14 protein-coding genes are annotated in these 22,797 nt (G+C 60.9%); 6 read left to right on the top strand and 8 right to left on the bottom strand.

What is annotated here, in order from left to right; translation table 11 throughout:
* The first annotated feature begins 387 nt into the window (after positions 1-387).
* Both J3L12_RS09945 and J3L12_RS09940 read left to right on the top strand, forming a co-directional pair.
* Complete coding sequence (locus J3L12_RS09945; protein WP_208014902.1) at positions 388-2,751, top strand: penicillin acylase family protein; 2,364 nt, start codon at positions 388-390, stop codon at positions 2,749-2,751.
* Between the two features lie 265 nt (positions 2,752-3,016).
* The gene (locus tag J3L12_RS09940) at positions 3,017-3,166 is read left to right on the top strand and encodes a hypothetical protein (RefSeq protein WP_208014901.1); all 150 of its coding nucleotides are present in this window, start codon (positions 3,017-3,019) and stop codon (positions 3,164-3,166) included.
* A 4-nt stretch (positions 3,167-3,170) separates the two neighbouring features.
* On the opposite strand, the gene thrS is transcribed toward J3L12_RS09940, so the two are convergent.
* Together thrS and J3L12_RS09930 are read right to left on the bottom strand one after the other, a co-directional pair.
* On the bottom strand, positions 3,171-5,129 hold the full coding sequence (gene thrS, locus J3L12_RS09935) for a threonine--tRNA ligase (RefSeq protein ID WP_208014900.1): 1,959 nt from the start codon (positions 5,127-5,129) through the stop codon (positions 3,171-3,173).
* A 516-nt stretch (positions 5,130-5,645) separates the two neighbouring features.
* Positions 5,646-6,872: an MFS transporter gene (locus J3L12_RS09930; protein ID WP_208014899.1), complete on the bottom strand. Its 1,227-nt coding sequence runs from the start codon at positions 6,870-6,872 to the stop codon at positions 5,646-5,648.
* Between J3L12_RS09930 and J3L12_RS09925 the strand changes: the two genes are divergently transcribed.
* Positions 6,856-7,851, top strand: a complete 996-nt coding sequence (locus J3L12_RS09925; RefSeq protein ID WP_347708879.1) for a hypothetical protein — start codon at positions 6,856-6,858, stop codon at positions 7,849-7,851. The two genes, J3L12_RS09930 and J3L12_RS09925, sit on opposite strands and share 17 nt — an antisense overlap.
* Here J3L12_RS09925 and sixA read toward each other — a convergent pair.
* The 4 genes from sixA to J3L12_RS09905 form a co-directional block, all read right to left on the bottom strand.
* Entirely contained in the window at positions 7,848-8,318 is a 471-nt protein-coding gene (gene sixA, locus J3L12_RS09920) for a phosphohistidine phosphatase SixA (protein ID WP_208014898.1), read from the bottom strand. The genes J3L12_RS09925 and sixA overlap by 4 nt on opposite strands.
* A 289-nt stretch (positions 8,319-8,607) precedes the next feature.
* On the bottom strand, positions 8,608-10,176 hold the full coding sequence (locus J3L12_RS09915) for a Ppx/GppA phosphatase family protein (RefSeq protein WP_243455129.1): 1,569 nt from the start codon (positions 10,174-10,176) through the stop codon (positions 8,608-8,610).
* A 487-nt stretch (positions 10,177-10,663) separates the two neighbouring features.
* Positions 10,664-10,969, bottom strand: coding sequence for a HepT-like ribonuclease domain-containing protein (locus tag J3L12_RS09910; protein WP_243455128.1), 306 nt, complete (start codon positions 10,967-10,969; stop codon positions 10,664-10,666).
* Positions 10,970-10,997: 28 nt separating this feature from the next.
* Entirely contained in the window at positions 10,998-11,285 is a 288-nt protein-coding gene (locus J3L12_RS09905; protein WP_208014896.1) for a nucleotidyltransferase family protein, read from the bottom strand.
* 515 nt (positions 11,286-11,800) lie between these two features.
* On the opposite strand from J3L12_RS09905, the gene J3L12_RS09900 reads away from it, so the two are divergent.
* A complete protein-coding gene (locus J3L12_RS09900; protein ID WP_208014895.1) occupies positions 11,801-13,684 on the top strand; it encodes a polyphosphate kinase in 1,884 nt (627 codons plus the stop codon).
* 5 nt (positions 13,685-13,689) lie between these two features.
* On the opposite strand, the gene J3L12_RS16960 is transcribed toward J3L12_RS09900, so the two are convergent.
* Together J3L12_RS16960 and J3L12_RS09890 are read right to left on the bottom strand one after the other, a co-directional pair.
* Positions 13,690-14,109, bottom strand: a complete 420-nt coding sequence (locus J3L12_RS16960) for a GIY-YIG nuclease family protein (protein WP_208014894.1) — start codon at positions 14,107-14,109, stop codon at positions 13,690-13,692.
* A 336-nt stretch (positions 14,110-14,445) separates the two neighbouring features.
* Positions 14,446-18,450, bottom strand: a complete 4,005-nt coding sequence (locus J3L12_RS09890; protein ID WP_208014893.1) for a TaqI-like C-terminal specificity domain-containing protein — start codon at positions 18,448-18,450, stop codon at positions 14,446-14,448.
* A gap of 381 nt (positions 18,451-18,831) precedes the next feature.
* Between J3L12_RS09890 and J3L12_RS09885 the strand changes: the two genes are divergently transcribed.
* Complete coding sequence (locus J3L12_RS09885; protein ID WP_243455127.1) at positions 18,832-22,095, top strand: helicase-related protein; 3,264 nt, start codon at positions 18,832-18,834, stop codon at positions 22,093-22,095.
* Between the two features lie 23 nt (positions 22,096-22,118).
* Positions 22,119-22,550: an antitoxin Xre/MbcA/ParS toxin-binding domain-containing protein gene (locus J3L12_RS09880; RefSeq protein WP_208014892.1), complete on the top strand. Its 432-nt coding sequence runs from the start codon at positions 22,119-22,121 to the stop codon at positions 22,548-22,550.
* Positions 22,551-22,797: the final 247 nt, after the last annotated feature.

Below are 22,797 nucleotides of genomic sequence, written 5' to 3'. Positions count from 1 at the left end.
GACACATAAGGTGAAAGTGGGTGGTAGGAGGTAGGTAGTGGGTTTCTATCGCCTGTCATAAGAACTCTGCATGAGTCCATCCGCTACGATAGGTTCAAGCAACTGACCAAACACCAACGCCGCTCCAGGCTGGAACTCGAGAACCCTCCCCGCCCCGACAATCTCCACGTCCGCTATCGGGATGCAGAAAACCCTTTTGAGCAAAGCCAGAGGACGCTAAAGGACTAGATCGGAAGGATTTCTTATCACCTGCCCCCAATCCCTAACCCATTTCCTTCTTCTGGTTTGCCAAGTGTAAAGCTGGTATTTGTCGGCAGGTTTGTAGCCAATGGCTCGAGCCTGCTGCGCTTCATTCGGGTAAAGTGAGGCCAGTCTGGAGGTTGAGCGATGCGCTTGCTTTTTCTTGGGTTAGCCGGGCTTTTGCTGCTGGTTTCGTGTGTTCCTGCCAACCAGGTGCGCCAGGTGCAGGGGCTTTCGGGGCCGGTGAACATTACCTTTGACCGCTGGGGCATTCCGCATATCCGGGCCCTCTCGAGCGATATGGACGTGTTCTTTGCCCAGGGATATGTGCACGCCCAGGATCGGCTATTCCAGATGGAGCTGGGCCGCCGTGCAGCGCAGGGTCGGTTGTCGGAAATTCTGGGGAGTGGGGCCCTCGAGCAGGATCGCTTTTTCCGCACCTGGGGCTTTTACCGCGCAGCCCAGGCTTCGTTCCCCAACCACACCGAGTTCACCCGCCGTGCCCTGGAAGCTTATGCAGCGGGGGTCAATCAGTTTATTCGCGAGGGCAACCTGCCCCTGCCCTTTGCCCTGCTGGGCTTCACCCCCGAGCCCTGGACGCCCGCCGACACCCTGGCCTGGGGCAAGCTCCAGTCCTACGACCTCGGACAGGTCTGGCAGGACGAGATTGACAACACCTTCATCCTGAGCAAGGTTGGGCTGGAGGGCTTCAACGACCTGCGCGGGGCCTACCCGGAGGGGTGGCCCACCGTTTTGCAACCGGGCGACCTGCGCGGCAGTGATGACCGGGCCAATCCAGGCGAACCAACTCAACTGGCGGGTATGTCTCCCGCTATGCTGGCGATGTTGCAAGAGCTGGCCCAGTTCTCCGAGACCCTTCGCATGGCCCCCCGCACCGCCGACCAGGGCTCGAACAACTGGGTGCTGGGTGGGTCGCGTACCACCACCGGCAAACCCCTGCTGGCCAACGACCCCCACCTGCGCCTGCAAAACCCGGCCTTGTGGTACATCGCCGACCTGCGCGGCCCCGGCTACCAGGCCATCGGGGCCACCATTCCGGGGGTGCCGGGGGTTTTCCTGGGTCGCAACGACCGGGTGGCCTGGGGGGCGACCAATGTCCGGCCCGATGTGATGGATTTGTTCGTGCTGGATCTGGAAGGGCAGTCCTACCGAACCCCCACCGGCCTGGTGCCGCTGCGCCTGCGCCAGGAGGTCATTCAGGTACGCGGGGCCGACCCGGTGACCCTCACAGTGCGCGAAAGCGAGTACGGTCCGGTGATCTCCGATCTGGGCCGGGCTTTCCTGCGGCCTGGCCTGACCGCTGGAACGGCCATTGCTGGCGAGAACCAGGCGGTAGCGGTGCGCTGGACGGGCCTGGAGCCCCAGGACACCACCCTGGATGCCTACCTGGGCATGAACCGCGCCCGCAACGCCGCCGAGTTCCGGGAAGCCCTGAGGCGCTACGCAGCCCCCATGCAGAACTTTGTCTATGCCGATGTGGACGGCAACATTGGCTACATTGCGCCGGGCCTCATTCCGGTGCGCGACTGGGATGGGCGCTTTCCGGCCAGTGCCCGCCAGGGGCAGCAGTGGAAGGGCTATGTGGCCTTCGAGCGCCTGCCACAGGTGGTGAACCCCCGCGAGGGGTTTGTCAGCAGCGCCAACAACCGGGTTTTGCCGCACGGCGGGCCCGACATCTCCAGCTACACCACCGAGGTCTTTCGCGCCCAGCGCATCCGCGACCTGATTCTGGCCACGCCTAAAGCTAGCCTGGCGGACATGGCCCGCTGGCAGGGTGACACGTACTCGATTATCGCCCGGGAGATGCTGCCGGGCCTCCTAGCCTTGCAGCCCCAGAGCGAGGCGGCGCGGCGCTTGCAAGACGCGGTGCGCGGCTGGGATTTGCGGGCCGAGCTGGATTCGATCGGGGCCACGGCCTTTGCTTTCTATTACCGCGAGATTTCCCGGATGCTCGAGGACGAACTCGAGCTGCGCTACCCGCCGGTGCCCTACACCTTTGTCAAGACCCTGCGGGAGGATGGTCGCTGGTGCAGAAACGCCAGCGCCGGTATCCAGAACTGCGCTCAGTTCATGGCCCAGGCCCTGGAGAAGGCTGGTGCGGAACTCGAGCGCCGCTTAGGCCCAGACCCCACCCAGTGGCAGTGGGGCCGGCTGCACCAGGCCAGCCTGATCTCCCCCCTGGCCTCCACGCCCCTGATTGGCGGCCTGTTCAACCGTACCCTGCCCACCCCCGGCTCCATGCACACCGTCAACGTGGCCAACTACAACCAGGACACCTTCCTGCACACCTCCGGGGCCAGCCTGCGCACCCTTTTCGACCTTTCCGACCCCGACAATAGCCGCATCATCTACCCCATGGGCCAGTCCGCCGATGTGTTCAGCCCCTACTTCGACAACCTGCTGTGGCTCTGGCGGGACAATCAAACCGTGCCCATGAGCACCCGGCCTGCCGACTGGGGCCAAACCTGGACGCTCGAGCTCCGGCCCTGAAGATGGGGCTAGTTTCCGGCTCCAAACCGGGTTTGGCCACAGACCAAACCCTGCTTGGAAGCTGAAGAAGGGTGATGGTACATGAGCTTCCTGGACCTGTGATACTCCGGCGTGCTTGGAAAGGGGGTATGCAGGGGGTTCTACTCTACCAGTACAGGTTTCAGCTTGCGGTGACGGTACGAGAGCACTGCGGCAAGTTGGGTGAAGAGGACGACTTCGACCTACGGTGCAGTTGGAGGAGCTGTACCATGAAGCCAAGCGGTTTATGAAACTGCTCGAGGAATGGAAGGCTTTGGGTAATGAGGACTTGCGCGCCGAACCCGAGGCCCAGGTCACCACCCTGCGCATCCATGCCCAGGTACTAGAGAAAAGCCTCGAGGCCGAGCTGGAAGCCACGCCAGATTTTGAAGAGTAAAGCTTTAGCGCTTCGCCTCCACCCGCCCCTTCATCTCCCCAATCAACTCCGCAATGCCTAGCGTGCGCTGCTCCTTCACGTGCCGTTCGCGCAGGTTCACCGTGCCTGCTTCGGCTTCCTTGTCGCCCAGCACCAGAATCAGCGGGATTTTCTGAAGTTCGGCATCGCGGATTTTGGCGTTCATACGCTCGGGGCGGCTGTCTATCTCCACGCGCAGTTTGTGTTGACGCATCTGGGCTGCTACCTGCTGGGCATACTCGAGGTGACGGTCTGAGATGGGCACAATTACAGCCTGGATGGGGGAGAGCCACAGGGGGAAGTCGCCGGCGGTGTGCTCGAGGTAAAAGGCAAAAAAGCGGTCGAAACTGCCCATGATGGCGCGGTGGATAACCACCGGGGTTTCCTTTTCGCCTTTTTCGTTGGTGAACTCGAGGCCAAACCGCTCAGGCACGATAAAGTCGAGCTGGTTGGTAGCGATGGTATCTTCCTTGCCCAGCACGCTGCGGATCTGCACATCCAGCTTGGGGCCGTAGAAGGTGGCCTCGCCGATGCCCTCCACGTATTTGGCGCCGGTCTGCTCGAGGGCCGCCCGGATGGCCGCAATCGAGTCGCGCCAGTTGTCGTTTTCCTGGCCAAACTTCTCGGGGTTGTGCTCAAAGTCTGGAAGTGAGAGGCGGAACCAGTAGTCCGAGATGCCAAAGTCGCGGTACACCTCGTCGAACAGTTGGATTACCCTGATGAACTCCTCGGTCACCTGCGCCCTCGAGCAGTAGATATGCGCGTCGTTTTGCGTGAAGCCCCGGGCCCGCGTCAGACCCGAGAGGGTGCCCGAAAGCTCGAAGCGGTACACCGTGCCAAACTCGGCTAACCGCAGGGGCAGGTCGCGGTAGCTCTTGGGGCGGGCCTTGTAGATCATGTGGTGGTGCGGGCAGTTCATCGGCTTGAGGTAGTATTCCTCGCCCTCAATCTCGATGGGGGCGTACATGTCGTCCTTGTAGTAGGGCAGGTGGCCGGAGGTGTAGTAGAGCTTTGCACTGGCAATGTGCGGGGTGTAGACGTAGTGGTAGCCGTACTCCTGCTCTTTGTGGTACATGTAGTCTTCCATCTGCCGCCGGATGAACGACCCCCGCGGCAGCCACAAGGGCAGCCCTTTGCCCACCTCCTCGCTGATGGTGAAGAGGTCGAGCTCGGCCCCCAGTTTGCGGTGGTCGCGGCGTTTGGCTTCCTCCTGCTGCCAGAGGTAGTGGTCGAGCTCTTCCTTGGTGCGAAAGGCAATGCCGTAGATGCGCTGGAGCATGGGGCGGCTCGAATCGCCCCGCCAGTAGGCCCCGGCAATGCTGGTCAGTTTGAAGTGCGGGGGAATGCGGCCTGTGCTGGGCACGTGGGGCCCCCGGCACAGGTCGGTAAAGCCAAACTGCTCGTCGCCTTGCTTGTAAAAGCTCAGCTCCTCGTTTTCGGGCAGGTCTTGAATTAGCTCGGTCTTGTAGGGGTCGATACCTGCATAGCGCTTCAGGGCCTCTTCGCGCGGCAGCACAAAACGTTCCAGGGGCAGGTTGGCCGCCACGATTGCCCGCATCTTTTCCTCAATTACCGGCAAGTCCTCCTCGCGAAGGGGCTCGGGGGCGTCGATGTCGTAATAAAAGCCGTTTTCGATCACCGGCCCGATGGCCAGCTTAACCTGCTCCGGCGCAAAACCCCGCTCGGCGTACAGCTCGCGTACGGCCTGGGCCATCACGTGGGCCAGGGTATGGCGGAAAAGCTGCACGTACTCGGGGTCACGCTCGGTCAGAATGCGGAGCTCGGCCCCATCGGGTAGAGGCTTGAGCAGGTCGTAAAGCTCGCCATTGGCAATAGCCCCGATGGCGGCTTTGGCCAGGCCGGGGCCAATGGCTTTGGCCGCATCGGCTGCTGTGGCGCCGGGCTTCAGTTCCAGTTTTCGTCCGTCGGGAAGCACAACGTTCATACGCACCTCAAAAAAAATCCCGGCTCTCTAACCACGAGCCGGGAGAACCTCTTACTGCCCTCAGGCTAGAAGTTCCCCCCAGGTCTGGTAGTCTGCCGAGACCTCATCTTGCCTAGAAGTCTACGTCTGCACGGGGTGAGAGTCAAATCGAATCTCTCAGGGGGCAGTCTGGAGGCGCGTCAACCCAATTGGGGCGAAAGGAACAACCCTGTTCTGGAGTGTCATGCAAGGTAATGGTTTCCCTCACATGTGTAAATACCACTGCCACACCACCGCTGTGTCCAGGGGAACGGTGCCGAATACCAAATTCATGTGAACCTCTTTCTTTCTGCCCTTGCCGCAAAAGGTGGCGACACCCCGTCAGTGCTTTCGAACAGCGATGGGAACGCGATTGGCTGTACCTGGGGTGTTGGAGGATGAGGGGGCTTGGAAACACCTCCTAAAGATAACCATCCCACCTAAAGTTGGTATAACACCGTATGGCCCAGCTTATCTGGGAAGCACTCTGAGCATTACCTAGCGAGCCTGTACCCCCTCGAGCAGCTTCAACCGGCGGCCTGCGTACAGGGCCCAGGCATAGCAGATGATCGCTACTACCATCGGCCCCACATACCCCACGCGATCGGCCAGCAAGCCCCCCAGCACCGGCGAAAAGGCCAGCAGGCCCACGATGGTGTTGGACAGGCCAATATACGAGCTGCGGGAATCGGTGGGGGCCAGGTTCACCAGGTAGGTGGAGGTGCCCACCCCAATGGCGGCCAGATAAGCCCCCTGCAACACAAACACCATCCAGAAAGCCGAGCTGGGCAGCAACAGCGCCAGAAGGGGGGCCAGGGCGCCCAGCGCTGCGCCAATCAGGATCAGGCTGCGCGAGCCGTAGTGCCGGGAAATCCGTACCCACAGCAGGTTGGAGAGCACCGAGGATAGCGTATAAACCATCAGGTACACCCCAATCTCCCCCTTGTGGCCCAGCACCCGCACCGCATAGGCTGCGTAGAAGGGTTCGACCATGCTGGCCACTACCAGCAGGATGCGCACCCTTAAGAAGCGGCGAAAATAGAAGTCGCGGAACGGCAGGCTGAGCGAGATGCGCTCGGTACGGATTTCTTTGTCGGGTGGTTCGTCCATCAGGCCAAAGACATGCCAGCCATAGGCAAAGGCCAGGGTGCCCAGTGCGAACAGAATGGCATAGGGGTAGGGGAAAGCCAGCGGCAGTTCCAGAATGAAGCGCACCAGAAAGCCCGCCAGAAAAGCCAGCGCACCCCCCACCAGGTTGCGGGCCGAAAAGAGCCCGCTGCGGCGTTCCATGGGGATGGTTTTGCCAATGGCTTCCCAAAAGGGCAGGCTCGAGAATCCGGTGAAAAAGCCATTAAGGGCGAGCCCGATGGTAAACACCCATAGCAACAGGTCATGGCGCTGGCCCAGCACAAACCCCCCCAGCGCCACCAGGCCCAGGCTGGCTACCCGCAGCAAGGCCATCCGCCGGTAGAGGACTACCTTGACCGGCAGGCGGGCCACATAGGGGGCAATAAACACCTGGGGCACCATGGAGCCCGCATTCAAGAGCGAGGGCAGGAGCCCAATAACCCAGTTGGGTGCACCCAGCTTGGCGGCAAAGGAAGCCAGGACGATAGAACCATTAAAAAAAGCGTCGCCCAACAGCACGAACCAGCCATTGAGCATTGCGAAACGGTAGTTGCGGTCTCGGAGGTCTAGAATACCGGGCGTGTCGGTCTTGGTCATTCCTACGCTGGGCCCCTTTCACATTCTGCACCCGCGCTACAACGGGGTGACGGTCGCTGAGCTGGTCAAGGCGCACCAGCCCGAGAAGATAGTCCTGGCCTCTTACAGCCCTGAGGAACTGGCGGCGCAGAGCTGGCGCGACCAGAACGAGATCTCATTCTTTCATGTTTTGCCCTGGGCCGAAAGGGCAAGGGTGGCGGTGGAAGCGCTCGATAGCCAGGCCCACCTCAAAGCCGAGGCCGAGCAGTTCCGCGAAGCCCTGCGCCAGTATCCCAGAGGTCAGCAGGCCCTGAGCCAGGTGCAGGCCCTCGAGGAGCGCCTGCAATGGCTTTTGAGCACCCCCCGCACCCCCGAGGATTTTGCCCAGGACATGGTGCTCGAGGTGCTCCGGGCCTACCATCAGGGCTACGTGCAGACCTTTGGCGAAGGCCCGGCCACCGGCTTCCGGCGGCAGCGCATGGCAGAGGTGGCCGGGCGCTTGCGTAGTTCCCAGGGGCGTGTGGCGGTGCTGGTGGATGTGCTCGAGTACCCCTTGCTCCTGGAGCACCTGTTGCCGGAGCAACGCCTGTTATTGGGCCCCCACACCCCCACCGAGTCGGAGCGCCAGCGCAGCGTGCTGGATCGGGCCTGGCAACTCAACGAGTCGGACGACTGGGCGGTTTTGCTGCAGCAGTTGCAGGAGGTGGAAGGCCCCGAAGCCCTCTACTGCGCGGCGCAGATCTACCTGGCCGCCGGACAAGCCGGGGATGCCTTTGCGCTCCTGGAGCAACTCGTCCACAGCGATTTTCAACAACCCGCCTACCTGCCGGGCTACACCCTGGCCCGCTATGGGCAGTTGGCCGATGTGCTGGGCCGGCGCGACCAGGCACTTCGCGCCTACAGGGCCGTGCTGGGGCTCTCCTGGGCTCCGATGGAAGCCCGTGAAATTGCCCTGGCAGGACAGAAAACCCCGTTTCGCCTCGGGTTGACCGAAGCCTAGCCAAGCCTTCGCAAGACCCTTGGCGACCAGAAACCCATCAGCTTCATACCGCCCGGTTTGGGGGTGCCTTCCAACCAGGCCACGCCCCCTTTCTTGAAGGGAAACTGTCCACCGTTCCTGCGCCCGGTCAGGAGCCAGGCGCACAGCTCGCTGATCCAGGGCTCGTGGCCTACCAGCGCCACCCTGTCGCCCTGCAAGCCCTTGAGTAGGTTCTGGCTGGGCTCCGTGGCCAGGTAGGGGGTTACCTCGGTCTCGCCATCCAGCAGCGGAACCAGCAGCTCGGTGGTTTGCACAGCCCGCAGCTTGGGACTGTGATAGAGGCGGTCGAAACGAATATCCAGGCGTTTCAGACCCCGCACCACTTCCTTGAACTTCTGTACCCCCACCTCGGAAAGCGGGCGAGCATCGTCGGACTGGCCGGGCTCTGCATCCAGGGCAATGGCATGGCGAATCAGGTAGAGTTCCATAACAGTCTATGGTCTATAGTCTATGGTCTTATTGACTATGGACTATGGGCTATTGACTTGAAACTTTGCCGGTGAAACGCGGCTAGTAGTTTGGTAACGTTATTTCCTTGTCATTTCGAACGCAGCGAAGCGAAATGAGGAATCTGATGCGCTGCAGTCCACAGTTTTCATTTTACCCATGCAGTACCGGATTCCTCGTTGCACTGCGTGCGCCTCGGAATGACAACAGGAAGTCAGGGGCAGAAGTCGGTTTCATTTGAGGTATCCCGATTTCTTCGTTACCAGACCACTAGCTGCTTCGTGGTGCCCATTCTACCAGCAGTTCGCGGCCAAAGGCTTGCTGGAATAGCTTGGCCTGTTTGCGCGTTTCGGACATCTCTACCCAGGGCTCTTCGGGGGCCAGCAGGGTCAGGCGTACCTGTTTGGGGCCGAGGTCTACCTCGAGCCCCTCGACGCGCCCGGCCCGGCTGCGCTCGAGGTACTCGCTAATCCGCAAGAGCGTTGCCAGGCGTAGCAAGCGCTTGTTGTCGCCCTCCTGCAACACTGAGCGATACACCCCAGGCCGGGGTTCGCCCTTGCGGTGGTAGCGCACCAGGAGCCCCAGCAAGACCTGCTCGCGGTGGGTCAGGCCAGGGATGGCCGCGCTCATAATCAGGTACTCGCCGTGTTTGTGGTGGTCGTAGTAGCCCACGCTCATGCCGATGTCGTGGAGCAGGGCGGCCTCGTCCAGAAGCTGCTCCTCGGCCGGGCCATAGCCGTGCAGCGGGGCCAGCAGCCGAAAGAGCAAGCGGCAGAAGTGACGCACCCGGGCGGTGTGGCCATATTCCTGGGGGTAGTGGGCAAACAGATTACGCACGTAGAAGCCGCGTACATCGTTGAGTAGATGAGGGGGCGGCAGAAACTCGCGGTAGAAGGCCCCTTCGCGTACCCCCTGGCCGGAAATCCACAGGCCCTCCAGCCCCCCTTCGCGCAGCACCGTGCGGTAGACCAGCCCCCCGGCCACAATCACGTCGGCCCGGTCGGCCTGGAGGCCCTCGAGCTGCCGCCGCTGCTCGGTGGTGCGCTGGGCCAGCATGGCCACTACTTCCTCGAGATCCTCCCGCGAGAGGTAGTAGCCATGCACCAGGTCGAGGGGGTAGTCCTTGCGCCGCTGGGCCAGCTTGGCCAGGTTGCGCACTGTGCCGCCCATCGCCACCAGGGGTAGGGAGTGTGCACGCACCTGAGCCAGAACCTCCTTCATCTCCTTACGCACAAAGCGCTCGAGGTCTTCCATCTCGCCCTTCTTGGGAGGGTTCGACCCCAGGAACATCTCGGTGAGCCGCACTGCTCCAAGCGGGTAGGCCCGGCCCTCTCGATACCGTCGGCCCTCCATGCGCGAGAGCTGAGCGCTGCCCCCTCCCAGATCCATCACCCAGGCGTCCTCAAAGGTGAAGGCGTTCGCCACCGCCAGCACCCCGTAGCGGGCTTCGTCTTCACCGGAGAGCACCTGTACCTGAAGCCCCAGCTTGCGTACCTCGCGCATGAACTCCGCGCCGTTTTCGGCGTCGCGGCTGGCGCTTGTGGCATATACCCGGAGTTCGTCCAGGTCGGTGGCCTGGGCAAAGTCGGCATAGAGCTTGAGGGCCGACAGGGCCCGCTGCATCCCGCTTTTCGTCAGGCGGCCCTGGGTGGCCAGCCCCTCGCCCAGCCGCACGGTCTCCCGAATCTCGTCTACCAGCCGGAAATGCTTTCCAGGCTCGTAGATATACACCACCAGTCGCGCCGTTCCCGACCCCAGATCCACGATGCCCAGCCGTTGCACCGCCCCATCGTAGGGCTTTAGTGCCGGAGGCTCAAGTTCTGTCAGGGTTGGGGGCATGGTCAGGCTCTTATCATTTGCATGAACACCGTTGTTGCAATCCCTCACCCGGCGGCACCGGATTGCCGTAAGTACAGCGTCGTAGAGATACCCATACAGGTTCCATGAGCTATGGCCCTAAAACCCCCTCCCTACCACGTAGGGAGGGTGGGGAGGGTATTGGGCAAGGCCCTGAACCGTGCTGTGTGAAGGCGCTGTTCAGCAACCCCACCCAACCTCCCCTACGCTGTAGGGGAGGAACGAAAAGGCATCTCCTACAGCTTCTGCCAGAGAACACAGCATGGGCCGTGGCAGAGCCGTGCAACTCAACTGAAATGGATACATCTGTAGAAGCATTTGTACGACTGTGCAGTAAGATTTGTCTTATTCGGCAAAATGAGTACCAAACTTGCCAGCGCTGTCGCCACCCTCTCCCGCAAGGGGAGAAGGAAAGGGGAAAACGATAAAAGCCTGGCAGGTTGCAAAGTGGGTGTTTGGCGGCTCGAGGTCAGGTCTCCTTCAAAATACCCTCGATTTTTTGGAGGAGATCGGGTAGATCCGCCTGTACTATGGCTGATACTATTTCCATGTCTACATCAAAATACTGGTGAATCAAGCGATTTCGTGTATCGGCAATTTCCCGCCAGGGAACCTCGGAATGGTTCAACTTCAAATCCCCTGATACCATACGCGCTGCTTCACCCAGTATTTCCAGCAGCCTTACGAGGGCTAGGGCCGTCTCATCCTCGGGCTGAAGTTCGGCAACACTTTTACCTTGTGCTATCTCCAAAGCCCGTTGGGCGGCATCGCGCATGTGCAGGAGCCGTACCCGGTCTTTTGGATCAAGCGGCATGAAGTACCTTGGCTTCAGCCAGCACCTCCTGACGGAAGTAACGGCTCAGGCTCTTGGAGGTGTGTAGATCCACCGGTTTCCCGAACAGGCTTTCTAGCTCCCTTTGTAAACGCGCAAAGCTAAGCCCTGGAGCTTTACCGGGCGCAAACTCTACCAGCAGGTCTAGGTCGCTGCTGGGGCCGGCATCCCCGTGCAAGTGAGAGCCAAATAGCAATAAGCGCCGAACATGGTAGCGCTCGCACAGCTCCTGCAGGCGCCTCGAGTCAAATTGCTGCACATGCTTATATTACCTGACTTTTGTACGCAAAACATCTGCAAGGAGCTTTGCTCGGGTAAAACATCCCCTCTTACAAAAGAGCGCGCTTCACAAAAATCGAGCCATCCAGGACGCAGAATTCTGAGTCCTGGAGAGAACAGTGGCCGCCGGGATGGGCGGCCACGTCCGTGAAGGGCGCGATATGGTCGTTGATATGGCCGACCCTCGTAGCGTCGGCGTTATTCCGAACGGGCGAAGCGCAATGAGGAATCTGATGCACTACCACCCACTCCATGTACCATCTCTTTGCAGTGCCAGATTTTTTGTCGGCTAGACCCCCTCGGAAAGACAAAGCGCTTTATGCGTTCTCGAGGGTTCAAATGAGTAACTGGATGTTTACCTGAAGCGAGGCCTTGCTTCTTCTAGGCTTGGCTCCTTCCAGCAGGAGTGCGTAAACTCGGGATAAGGTGAAAAAAGCCAAGACCAAAAAGAAAGCCTTACTGTTCGCTGACAAAGCCGCCAAAAACTTGGAGGCGATGCCCAAAAAGACCAAAGCGCCGCACTACGAGCCCACCCATCTCACCCAAGAAGCGAGCTGGCTCTCCTTCAACCGGCGGGTGCTGGAGCAGACTCGTCGGCCCGATTTTCCGCTGTTGGAGCGGCTGCGCTTTCTGGCGATCTGGGCTTCCAACATGGACGAGTTCTATGCCGCGCGAATTTCACGGGCCTTTGCCGAGGAGCGGGGCAGTTCCAGTTATCTGGCCCTGATGCAGGAGGCCCTCGACCAAACCGAGGAGGCGGGTAAGCTGTACCTCGAGTTTCTCAAGGCGCTGGAGGGCCTGGGGATTCATGTACTCGAGCCGTCCCAGCTCACCAAGGCCGAGAAGCAGTACTTCGGGGCCTACCTGGCTGAAGAGGTGGCCCCCCTGACCGATCTGATCCGGCCCGAAGCCCTGCCCGAGCTGGCCAGCCAGGCCCTGTACTTTGCCTCCGGTGAAGGGCTCTTGCAGCACCTGATCCGGCTGCCGGGGAGCGTACCCCGGCTGCTGGAAGTGCCCGGACGCGAGGGCGGGTTCGTGCGGCTAGGGGCCCTGGTGCGGATGCGCAGCGACCTGTTTCTGCCGGGCAACCAGAAGCTACCCCTGTACGAGTTTCGCCTGATACGGCTGGCCCAACTGGCTCGCTCCCGCGCCGACTGGGACGAGCTGCCCGAGGCCCTCGAGACCCGTCTGGACGGCCAGGTGAGCCACCTCGAGCTAGAAGAAGACTTCCCCCCCCTGTGGGCCGAGACCATCCGGGTGGCCCTGGGGCTGGAACCCCCGGAGGTTTTCCAGCTACCCCCACCCCTTGACCTGAGCTTCGTGTCCACCATCGTCTCGAGGGGGCCCGAGAGCGAAAAATTCAAGCCCATCACCATCCAGAAGCCCAAGGGCTTCGCCAAAGACCCCTTTGGCTACCTGAACCGGCGCGACCTGCTTTTGTATCACCCCTTCGAGGACTACGGCGCGGTGGAGAGTTTTGCGCTCATGGCCGCGCAAGACCCCAAGGTGGAGGCCCTGCGGGCCACCCTTTATCGCATTGGTGAGGAAAACGGCATTGCCCAGTCGCTCATTCAGGCGGCCAGGGCCGGTAAGGATGTGGCGGTGTTGCTGGAGGGACGGGCCCGCTTCGATGAGCTGGCCAACCTCGAGTGGAGCCTGCGTTTCGCCGGGGCCGGGGTGCGGGTGCTGCCCTTGCCGGACAAAAAAGTGCATGCCAAAGCCCTTTACGTGCGGCGGGCCGGCAGCGAGTACGTTCACCTGGGCACCGGCAACTACAACCCCATCAACGGGCGGCTTTACACCGACCTCTCGCTCTTTACCGCCCACCCGGCCCTCACCGCCGACGTGCGGGCGTTTTTTGGGGCCCTGGAGCAGTGCCAGCCCCCCGCCCTGGCCACCCTGCGGACGGCCTCCTTCATCCGCGACCTGCTTGTACAAAGCATCCAGGCCGAGGCCCACAAGAAGGGCGAAATTATTTTGAAGTTCAACCACCTGACCGACCCCGCCATCCTGGGCGCCCTCGAGGAGGCCCTGAACCGGGGGGCGCGGGTACACCTGATAGTTCGCAGCACCCTGACCACCCTGTGGGCAGGTGTGGAGGTGAAGAGCCTGGTGGGGCGCTTTCTGGAGCATGCCCGCATTGCCGCCTTCAAGGCCGGGGGCAAGTGGCGGGTCTGGGCGGGCAGCGCCGACGCCATGCCGCGCAACCTGGATCGTCGTTACGAGCTCTTTTTTCCCATCCTGGCCCCCCGCGCCAAGCGCAAGGTGCTGGACATTTTGCGGGCCCAGCTGGCCGACGACCGCAACAGCTTTATCCTGTTGCCGGGCGGAATGGAGCGTCGCTGGGGCGGGAAGCGGGACGGACAGCGGCTGGGGTAGGGTTTTTACGCCCTGGGTTGGCCCTGCTCCTCAAGCAATGCTTCGGACAAATCGCGCCATGTTGGGTTGAAGGTGCGGATTAGCTCGAGCTTCTTCCCGCGCCGCCAGCCCTTGATCTGCTTTTCGCGTCGGATGGCTTCTTCGACCTGATTGGTTTGTTCGAAGTAGACCAGTTGATTCACGTTGTAGCGGGCGGTAAACCCCCCGGTTAGCTTGTGGCGATGCTCATACATTCGCCTTGCTATATTGCTGGTCATGCCCACGTATAGCACGCGCTTATGGCTTGCCAGAATGTAGACCCAATAAGTTTTCACGCTTTCATTTTTCCACGGGTGATGGGATTGTGTGGGTTGTCTGGGTGAAACGCTGTCATTCCGAGGAGGCGTTGCCGACGAGGAATCTGGTGTGGCAAAGGGGTGGTGCATGTAGGGGACGGCAGCGCATCAGATTCCTCACTTCGTTCGGAATGACACCGTGCTGTCATTCCGAGGAGGTTTAGCCGACGAGGAATCTGGCACGGCAAAGGGGTGGTGCATGTGGGGGCGGTGGTGTGTCAGATTCCTCGCTGCGCTCGGAATGACACCGTGCTGTCATTCCGAGGAGGCGATAGCCGACGAGGAATCTGGCACGGCAGAGGGGTGGTGCATGTAGGGGACGGCAGCGCATCAGATTCCTCGCTGCGCTCGGAATGACAGGGGAAAGGGGCTCGGGATGACAGGGGAAAGGGGGCTGGGACTGAAAGGGCTATTGTACCAACAGGGCTACTCCTCGGCATCCGGGTCTTCTGGAGTGGGGCGGGCGGTGTTGTTTTTGGCGGCGGACTGCTGAATCAGGCGCACCTCGGGGATGCTTTCCAGGGAACAGACCAGCTTGCGCACCGGGTGCTCGGGTTGCCAGAGCTGCTGCACCAGCGCCCGCAGCTCCTGTAGGCTGGGCTTGTCCGGCCAGCGCACCTCCGAAAGCACCTTTAGCGGAAACCGCCCCGCCCTGTGCAGCTCCTCGGGCAGGTACAGCTCAAACACCAGCGCATCCACCACCTGCTCCAATGCCGCCACCACTTCTCGGAGCTCCGCACGGGCCGCCAGCAAAATGTAGTCCACCAGCCGCGTAACCAGCGCCTCGGCCTGGGGGGTGGGTTTGGGGATGGGAAGTTTCTCCAGATATATACCCTGCATGAAAAACCCACCGTTTTCTTTCTGCTGTACGAGTTGAGTGAACAAAAAGTACATCACCTTGGAGTTGAACAACGCAAGCATCCATTTTTTTGCATCAGGGATGAAAAAAGTCTTGTTATTTGAGTAAATACCGCTTTCATCCCATGCAAAAGCTTGGTATACAGCCAGCTCCTGCCAGAGAATCTTCGGCTGCTCGAACTCTTTCCAGTAGGCGATGTTGTCCTGGATTTCGTACCACTTGTACGAACCTGGTTTGCGCCCTCCTGGAATGCCGGGAGTGAGGCGGTCTTTGTACTTTGAGAGGTGCTTTTTGATGGCCGGATATTTGTCTATGTCAATGCCCCGGCGCGTAAAAATAAGCCACAAATCCGGGTTCTGGATGCGCCAGCGCTTTACGTCCCGCCCGCGCAGGAAGGGCTTGAGTACCTCGGCGCTGCTTTTGTGCTCGGCAATCAGGCGGTCGCGGGTGGCGCGGTCTACCACAAAGGCTTCGTTCAGGCCGGTTAGGATGCCCCGGTAAAACCGGCCCCCCACGTACTCGCCCAGGGGGGTGCCCGCTTTGCGGAGCTTTTCCAGCAGGGCCAGGGTTTCGGGGCGTTCGATGCGCCAGCCGTCGTCTGCCAGGCTGGACTGGGGCATGGGGAAGTGCTTTTCCTGGAAGGTGGGGCGGAAGTCGGCAATGTTATCCTGGGGGTTCCAGCTCAGCACGCGCATAACGTTGCCGTTGGGCTGGGCGTTTTGCGTCAGGATAATGCTGGGCGAAGTAATGGCGGTAAAGACCGGGGCATCGCCAAAGTCAATCAGAAGCTGGATGCGGGTATGGCGCGAGAGGTAGTGGCGCAGCCTGGCCCCGTAGGCGCTGCGGAAGTATTTGTTGGAGCAGATGTAGCAGAGCACCCCGCCCTGGCGCAAGAGCTTCAGGCCCAGGCGGAAGAAGTACACGTAGAGGTCGGCGGTGCCGGTGAATACGTCGGAGTAAACTTTTTCGTAGATGGGCTTGTCGGCCGTGATTTTCTCCTGGCGGATGTAGGGGGGGTTGCCAATGACAATGTCGAAGCCGCACTCCAAGCTGAACATCCAGTGCGGGTCGAAGAAGCGGGCGTAGTCGTTCTGGTTGTAGGGGTCGAACTGGGCCATGCGGCGGGCTTCGTCGCTGGCAAAGCCGCTGTGCTCGAGGATTTGGGCAATTTCGGCCCGGATTTGCGCGTCGCGCTGGCGCAGGGCTTTTTTCTTCGCGTAGCTGCGGGCCAAAAAGTGCTGGTGGCGAATGTGCTTGAGCTCGGCTTCCTTCTTGTAGACCTCGGTAGGCCACATGCCGGGTTGTTCCAGGGGGAAGAGCGAGTTGGCGGCCACGAACTTGGTCTCGAGGTTGGGCAGCGGCAAAATGCCCCGGTTTTCGCGCTGGTCGTTGTGCTTCTGGTCTACGATTAGGGCAATAAAGCAGCGCAGCTTGGCAATCTGCACCGCGATGGGCTGGATGTCCACGCCGTAGATGCAGTTTTCGATCAGGTAGAGCTTGCGGGCGTAGTCGGGGTAGGTGAGGTAGGGGTCGAAGGCTTCCTGGAGGGTGCGGATGCGGGTGTTGAGCTCTTCCAGGATTGCCCGTTGGGCCTGGTTGCGGGCGGCCTCGAGGTTGATTTGCTGGATGGTGGTCAGGTCGAGCTTTAGGGCCTGCACCACGGGGTCGCGCTCAATTTCGCGCCGCAGGTTGGCTTCCTGCTGCTCGCGCCAGAGCTGGCCATGGGGGTCGAGCTGCTCGAGGATGTGCACCAGCTTTTGCAGCGCCCCCAGCGGAAAGGCCCCCGAGCCACAGGCTGGGTCTATGATTTTGCACTCGTCTATGGCCTCGATAATCCGCCGCTTTTCTTCCTCCGAGAAAGGCGGGGGCTCGCTCTGGTAGTCCAGCAGGCGGCGCAGGCGGGCCTTGAGATGGTCGTCCTGGCTGGGGTTGCCCTGGGGTGAGATGAGCCCCTCCGGGGGGTACAGGATGGGGGCCTGGGCGCCGCTACCGGCCACCTGGGCGGGCTGGCCGCTGCTCAGCTTTTCGTGCAGGTAGACCAGCAGGCTCTCGTCTACCATGAAGTCCACCACGTCGCGGGGGGTGTAGAACGAGCCGGTCTCGCGGCGGGCGGTCTCCTCGGTTTCGGGGTTGTAGGCGGCCAGCAGGTTCTCGAACACCTTGCCCAACAGTTCGGGATCCAGGGCCACCTCTTCCTCGATGGGGGTATTCTCGGTGACGGTGAACTTGTAGCGCTCCAGCAGCTCAATCAGGCCCCGCACGCGGTAGCGCTTGCCCCTGGTGCCGTAGTAGCTGTTGAGGTCGGCAAGCTGCTCCTGGGCAAAGAAGAGCTCGTTGGGAACCCGGGCGCGGTTCTTCGGCTCTCGGGAAAAACCATCTATCCGGCGCTCTTCAATCCCGAGTTGCTTGTCGGCGTAAACGTCCAGACACTCGAACAGGCCACCGTTCATGAAGGGGATGGTGTCGAAAAGCTCGAGGGCAGCGTCGGGGTTTGCAAAGGCAGATTTATAGCGGAAACCGTTCACCCCGTATTCGTTGCGGTTCTCTAAAAAGCCTCCGTCCTCGACGAACCTTCTGGCCTTGGGCTTTTGAGGGTCGTCGCGGCGCATGGGTTGGTTGAGGGTGGCAAAAAAGAGGTTTTGCAGGATGGCCTGGTAGTAGGTGCTGTCCTGGGGGTCGTCTTTTTTGAACGCTTTGAGAAGGTGTTGCAGCTTGCTCGGCTCGAACAGGTCGTTGGGAACCAGGCCCTTTTCGCGCAGGAACCAGACGAAGATCAGGCGGGTAATCAGCCGGATGAGCTGCATTTGCAGCTTGCGCCTTTTCTCGACGGGCTGCGACTCCTTTGCCACGTCCGGGAAGCTGACCTCAGGGTGCTCGCTGGCCCAGTAGAACCAGTTGGCCAGCTCCTGGTAAAAGCGCTTGTTGAGCTCCTGGGTGTCGAGCTGCTTGCGCCAGGCCCGGTCGAGTTCCACGAAGTGCGTGATGGCCTTGCTGGCGCTCAGGCTGGGCAGGGCCAGACCCACCAGAATATCCAGGTGGGCGCGGTGGGGCTGCTGAAAGCGGATGTCTTTGATGAGCGTGACCTTGTTGCGCTCGATTACATCTTTGCCTTCGTCCCGCTTGTTGACTCGCCGCTCTACGGCTGCAAGGGTAAGAAACTCGCCGTACTTGAAGAGCACCATCACCGGCATGGGGAAGGCCCGGTTGAGCCTGCGGGTGAACTCGGCCAGGTTGCCACGGGTGTACTGCGGCTCGTTGAGCTCGAGGGCCACAAACACATACGACTCGATAATCTGGTTCTCGTAGCGCCCGCCCTCCAAACCCAGCGAAGGCTGGTGGGTTAGGCGAATTTCGTCGGTGGTGAGCTGGAACAGAAAGCGGAACTGGCGGGTGTGGGCCTTTAGCTCGGCCAGACGCTCGGAATCGGGGAGGTCGTCCAGCGAGTGGAGGGGTGCGGTGCGGCTGCTCTGGTAGCCCAGTACGCGCCAGAGGGAGCGTGCGGCGGGCTCGAGGGGTTGCTTGGCAAAATCTTGCAGGGCAATGGTGAGATGCTCGCGCAGTTCCTGGCTCATTTACTTCAATATACCTTCTGGCAGAGGGTCATTTCAGCGGATTGTCAGGCGGTGGGGTTTGGTGAGTTTATTTCCCTGTCATTCCGAGCGCAGCGAGGAATCTGATGCGCTGCCGTGCCCTCCATTTCCCACCCCTGCACTGTGTCAGATTCCTCGTCGGCTCTCGCCTCCTCGGAATGACAGCAGGGTGTCATCCTGAGCCCCTTCCCCCTGTCATTCCGAGCGCAGCGAGGAATCTGATGCGCTGCCGTTCCCTACATGCACCACCCCTCTGCCGCACCAGATTCCTCGTCAAACTGCATACATTCTTCGGTGTTTGAATCCCTACAGGAAGCCGTCCCCATTGAAGTCTTGGTTACAGAGGAAGGTATGATTTTGCATATGCCTCGAGCGACCCTTTCATCTAGCTTGAAGGATAACCATTCCAGAGGCTCGGTAGGTGATTTTCTGCGCGAGAAAATTCGTCCAGGGTCGGAGATGGCGGTGGTGTCGGCCTTTTTTACCATCTATGCCTACGAAGCGCTCCGGGCTCAGCTCGACTCCATATCCAGCATGAGGTTCTTGTTCGGCGAGCCAAATTTCGTTCGCACCCTTGACCCCAGCAAGCAACACGCTCCCAACGTTCGCATCGAGCAGGATACCCTCGAGTTAGAGCAACAGCTCAAGCAGAGCCGGGTGGCCCGCCTATGCGCCGATTGGATCAAGGACAAGGTCGAGGTTCGCTCCATCAAAAAACCTGGCTTTGTGCATGGGAAGGTCTATCAGATCAAACACGGCGACTACCAGGAGGCCATCCTGGGCAGCAGTAACTTTACCGTTCAGGGGCTGGGGCTGGGCAAACGCAACAACATCGAGCTGAACATAGAGGTTACCGACCGCCGCGACCGCGACGACCTTCGTGATTGGTTCGAGGAATTGTGGAACAACCCGGAGCTGGTAGAGGATGTCAAGCGGCAGGTGCTCGAGCACCTCGAGCGCCTCTACACCCCCACCTCTCCCCAGTTTGTCTACTACAAAACCCTGTACCATCTGTTTGGCCAACAAAAAGCCGAACTGGGAACAGAGCTAAAGCAACGCCAGCGCCTGAACGAGAGCGAAATCTGGAAAACCCTGTTCGAGTTCCAGCGCCACGGGGCCGAGGCGGCCATCCGCAAGCTGCTCACCCACGGGGGCTGCATCCTGGCCGACAGCGTAGGGCTGGGCAAAACCTACACCGCATTGGCGGTCATCAAGTATTTTGAAAACCTCAACGACCGGGTGCTGGTGCTCACCCCCAAAAAGCTGCGGGAAAACTGGACCGTCTACCAGGCCCAGAACAACAGTCCGCTCAACCGGTTCTTGAAAGACCGCTTTGCCTACACGGTGCTATCCCACACCGACCTGTCCAGAGAGAGTGGTCTGGTGGGGGACATCAACCTCCAGACGCTCAACTGGGGCAACTACGACCTGGTGGTGATTGACGAAAGCCACAACTTTCGCAACAACAACCGGGGGCGACGTGGCCCGGACGGGCAGGTGATCCGCAAGAGCCGCTACGAGCGGTTGCTGGAGGACATCATCAACTCGGGCGTGCCCACCAAGGTCTTGCTGCTCTCGGCCACCCCGGTCAATACCGACCTCTCCGACCTGCGCAACCAGCTCCTGCTGATCTCGGGTGGAAAAGACGGGGCTTTTGCCGAGACCCTGGGGGTCTCGAGCCTCAAGGATGTGCTGGCGGTAGCGCAGCGGGAGTTTAATCAGTGGGCCGAGCTAAAGCAGCGCAACCCGGAAGAACTGCTCGAGCGCCTCAGCGCAGCGTTTTTCTCACTGCTCGACGGCCTGACCCTGGCCCGCTCGCGCAGGCACATCCAGACCTACTACGCCCACGAGATGGCCCGACTGGGCGGGTTCCCCGAGCGGCAAAAGCCGGAAGCCATTTATGCCAAGATAGATACCGAGAACATTTTCCCCGAATACAACGATGTGCATGATGACATAGACAAATACCAACTGGCCCTGTTTAACCCCTTCAACTACGTGCTCGAGGACTTCCGCCCGCAGTACGACCGCGACGGCGTGGCCAACTTCACCCAGGCCAACCGCGAGCGCTACCTGATCGGGATGATGAAGGTCAACTTCCTCAAGCGCCTGGAGAGCAGCGTGCATTCCTTCGCCCTGACCCTGGAGCGCACCTGTACTAAGATCAGCGAGCTCATCGGCAAACTCGAGGCTTTCAAAGCCCGCCAGCAAAACGGCGAGCTGGAGTCCGTGCAACTGGAGGCCGAGGACGACGAGGAACTGCAAGAAGCCCTTCAGGTGGGCAAGCAGATCAAGTACGACCTGCGCCACCTCGACGTGGAGCGTTGGCTGAAAGACCTGCAGGCCGACTTCGAACAGCTCAACGACCTGCTGGGGGTAGCCCGCATGGTCACACCCGAACGGGATGCCAAGCTGGCCAAGTTGCGCGGGTTGCTCGAGGCCAAGATACAGAACCCCACCCGCAACAAACTAGGCCAGCCCAACCGCAAAACCCTGGTCTTCACCGCCTTTGCCGACACCGCCCAGTACCTCTACCGGCAGCTCGAGCCCTGGGCACGGGCGCAGGGGGTGCACATCGGGCTGGTGGTGGGTAGCGGCGACAACCGGGCCACCCTGGGGCCAAACGACTTCAACGCCATCCTGACCAACTTCGCCCCCCGCGCCAAGCAGCGCGAGCGCCTGAGTGACTTTCCCAAGGATCAGGAAATTGACATTCTGATCGCCACAGACTGCATTTCCGAAGGGCAGAACCTCCAGGACTGCGACTATCTGGTGAACTACGACATCCACTGGAACCCAGTGCGGATCATCCAGCGCTTTGGGCGCATAGACCGCATCGGCAGCCCCAATCAGCGCATCCAGATGGTCAACTTCTGGCCCACCGACGACCTGAATGCCTACCTGAACCTCAAGAACCGGGTAGAGGCCCGCATGGCCCTGGTAGACCTCACCGCCACCGCCCAGGACAACCCCCTGACCCCGGATCAGATTCGCACCGACCTCTCCTACCGCGACCAGCAACTCCTGCGCCTGCGGGACGAGGTGCTCGACCTTGAAGACCTCGAGGGCGGCGTGACCCTGGCCGACTTCAGCCTGGACGACTTTCGCATGGATTTGAGCAATTTCCTGGATGCCCACCGCGAAGCCCTCGAGCAGGCCCCCCTGGGGCTGTTTGGGCTGGTAAACCAGGAGGGCGCGGCCAAGCCCGGGATTATTTTCTGCTTGCGCCAGACCGGCCCGGCGGTGGAGGCTGGCCTGAACCCACTTACTCCGTATTTTCTGGTGTACGTGCGCTCGGACGGCTCGGTGCGCTATACCTATGCCCAGGCCAAGCAGACCCTTGAGCTATACCGTGCCCTCTGCGCCGATAAACACCGCGCCGATCAGACCTTACACGACTACTTTGACAAGCTCACCAACAACCTGGAAAATCTGGAACATCAAACCTCTTTGCTCCGTGCCGCCCTGGACAGCATCCGCTCCACCTTCCAGCGCAAGACCGCCCAGGAACTGTTCTCAGGGCGTGGGGCTACCGTGCCCAAACTCGAGGCGCAGGTGACGGAGGACACTCCCTTCGAGCTAATTACCTGGCTGGTGATTCTGGATAACCATAACCAAATGGTATAATGATTTTGCCAAAAGGAGGCAGTATGGCTGCCCTAGTTGTGGATCCCACCCTGGAGCCCCTCTCGGTCTTTGGCCTGAACCCGGCCAGCGCCGAGGAGGGCATCCTTCAGTTCAAGCACGGCCTGCCTGTAGCCGGTTGGACAGCTCTGGTCGAAACCCTGGGTGTCGCCGAGAAGGCGCTGGCCGAGGCGGTGCAAATTCCCCCCAGCACCCTGGCCCGCCGAAAAAAGGCCGGGCGGTTCACCCCCGAGGAGAGCGAACGCCTGCTGCGTGTGGCCCGCCTGGTAGCCCTGGCCCGGCACGTCTTCCAGAGCGAGGCTGGCCTAGCCCGCTGGTTCCAGCAGCCCAACCGGGCCTTGGGCGGGGCCAGCCCCCTCGAGTACGCCAGCACCCCCATCGGGGCCGAGGAGGTCGAGCGCGTGCTGGAGCGCATCCTCGACGGAGGCCCGGCTTAATGCCGCTGCTGCAAGCCTGGCGGCTGGTGAGCTTCAAGCGGGCCGAAACGGCTTTCGACGGCGAAGGCAGCTACAGGTACGGCAACCGCTGGAACCACGCCGGAACGCGGGTGGTTTATCTAATCACTGGTGCTAGTCACAAAACGATGTCAGCTATACACAGGTCTGGGGAAGCAGCGATGAGGTTCAGGGCGATGATGAGGTAAGCCCACCAAGCGGTAAAGCCAAGTTCAGTACGGTGATGGCG

The sequence above is a fragment of the Meiothermus sp. CFH 77666 genome (genome assembly GCF_017497985.1).
Taxonomy (GTDB): Bacteria; Deinococcota; Deinococci; order Deinococcales; family Thermaceae; genus Meiothermus.
The sequence above is the reverse complement of the archived record's forward strand: the minus strand, read 5'-3'. Positions and strand labels throughout refer to the sequence as shown.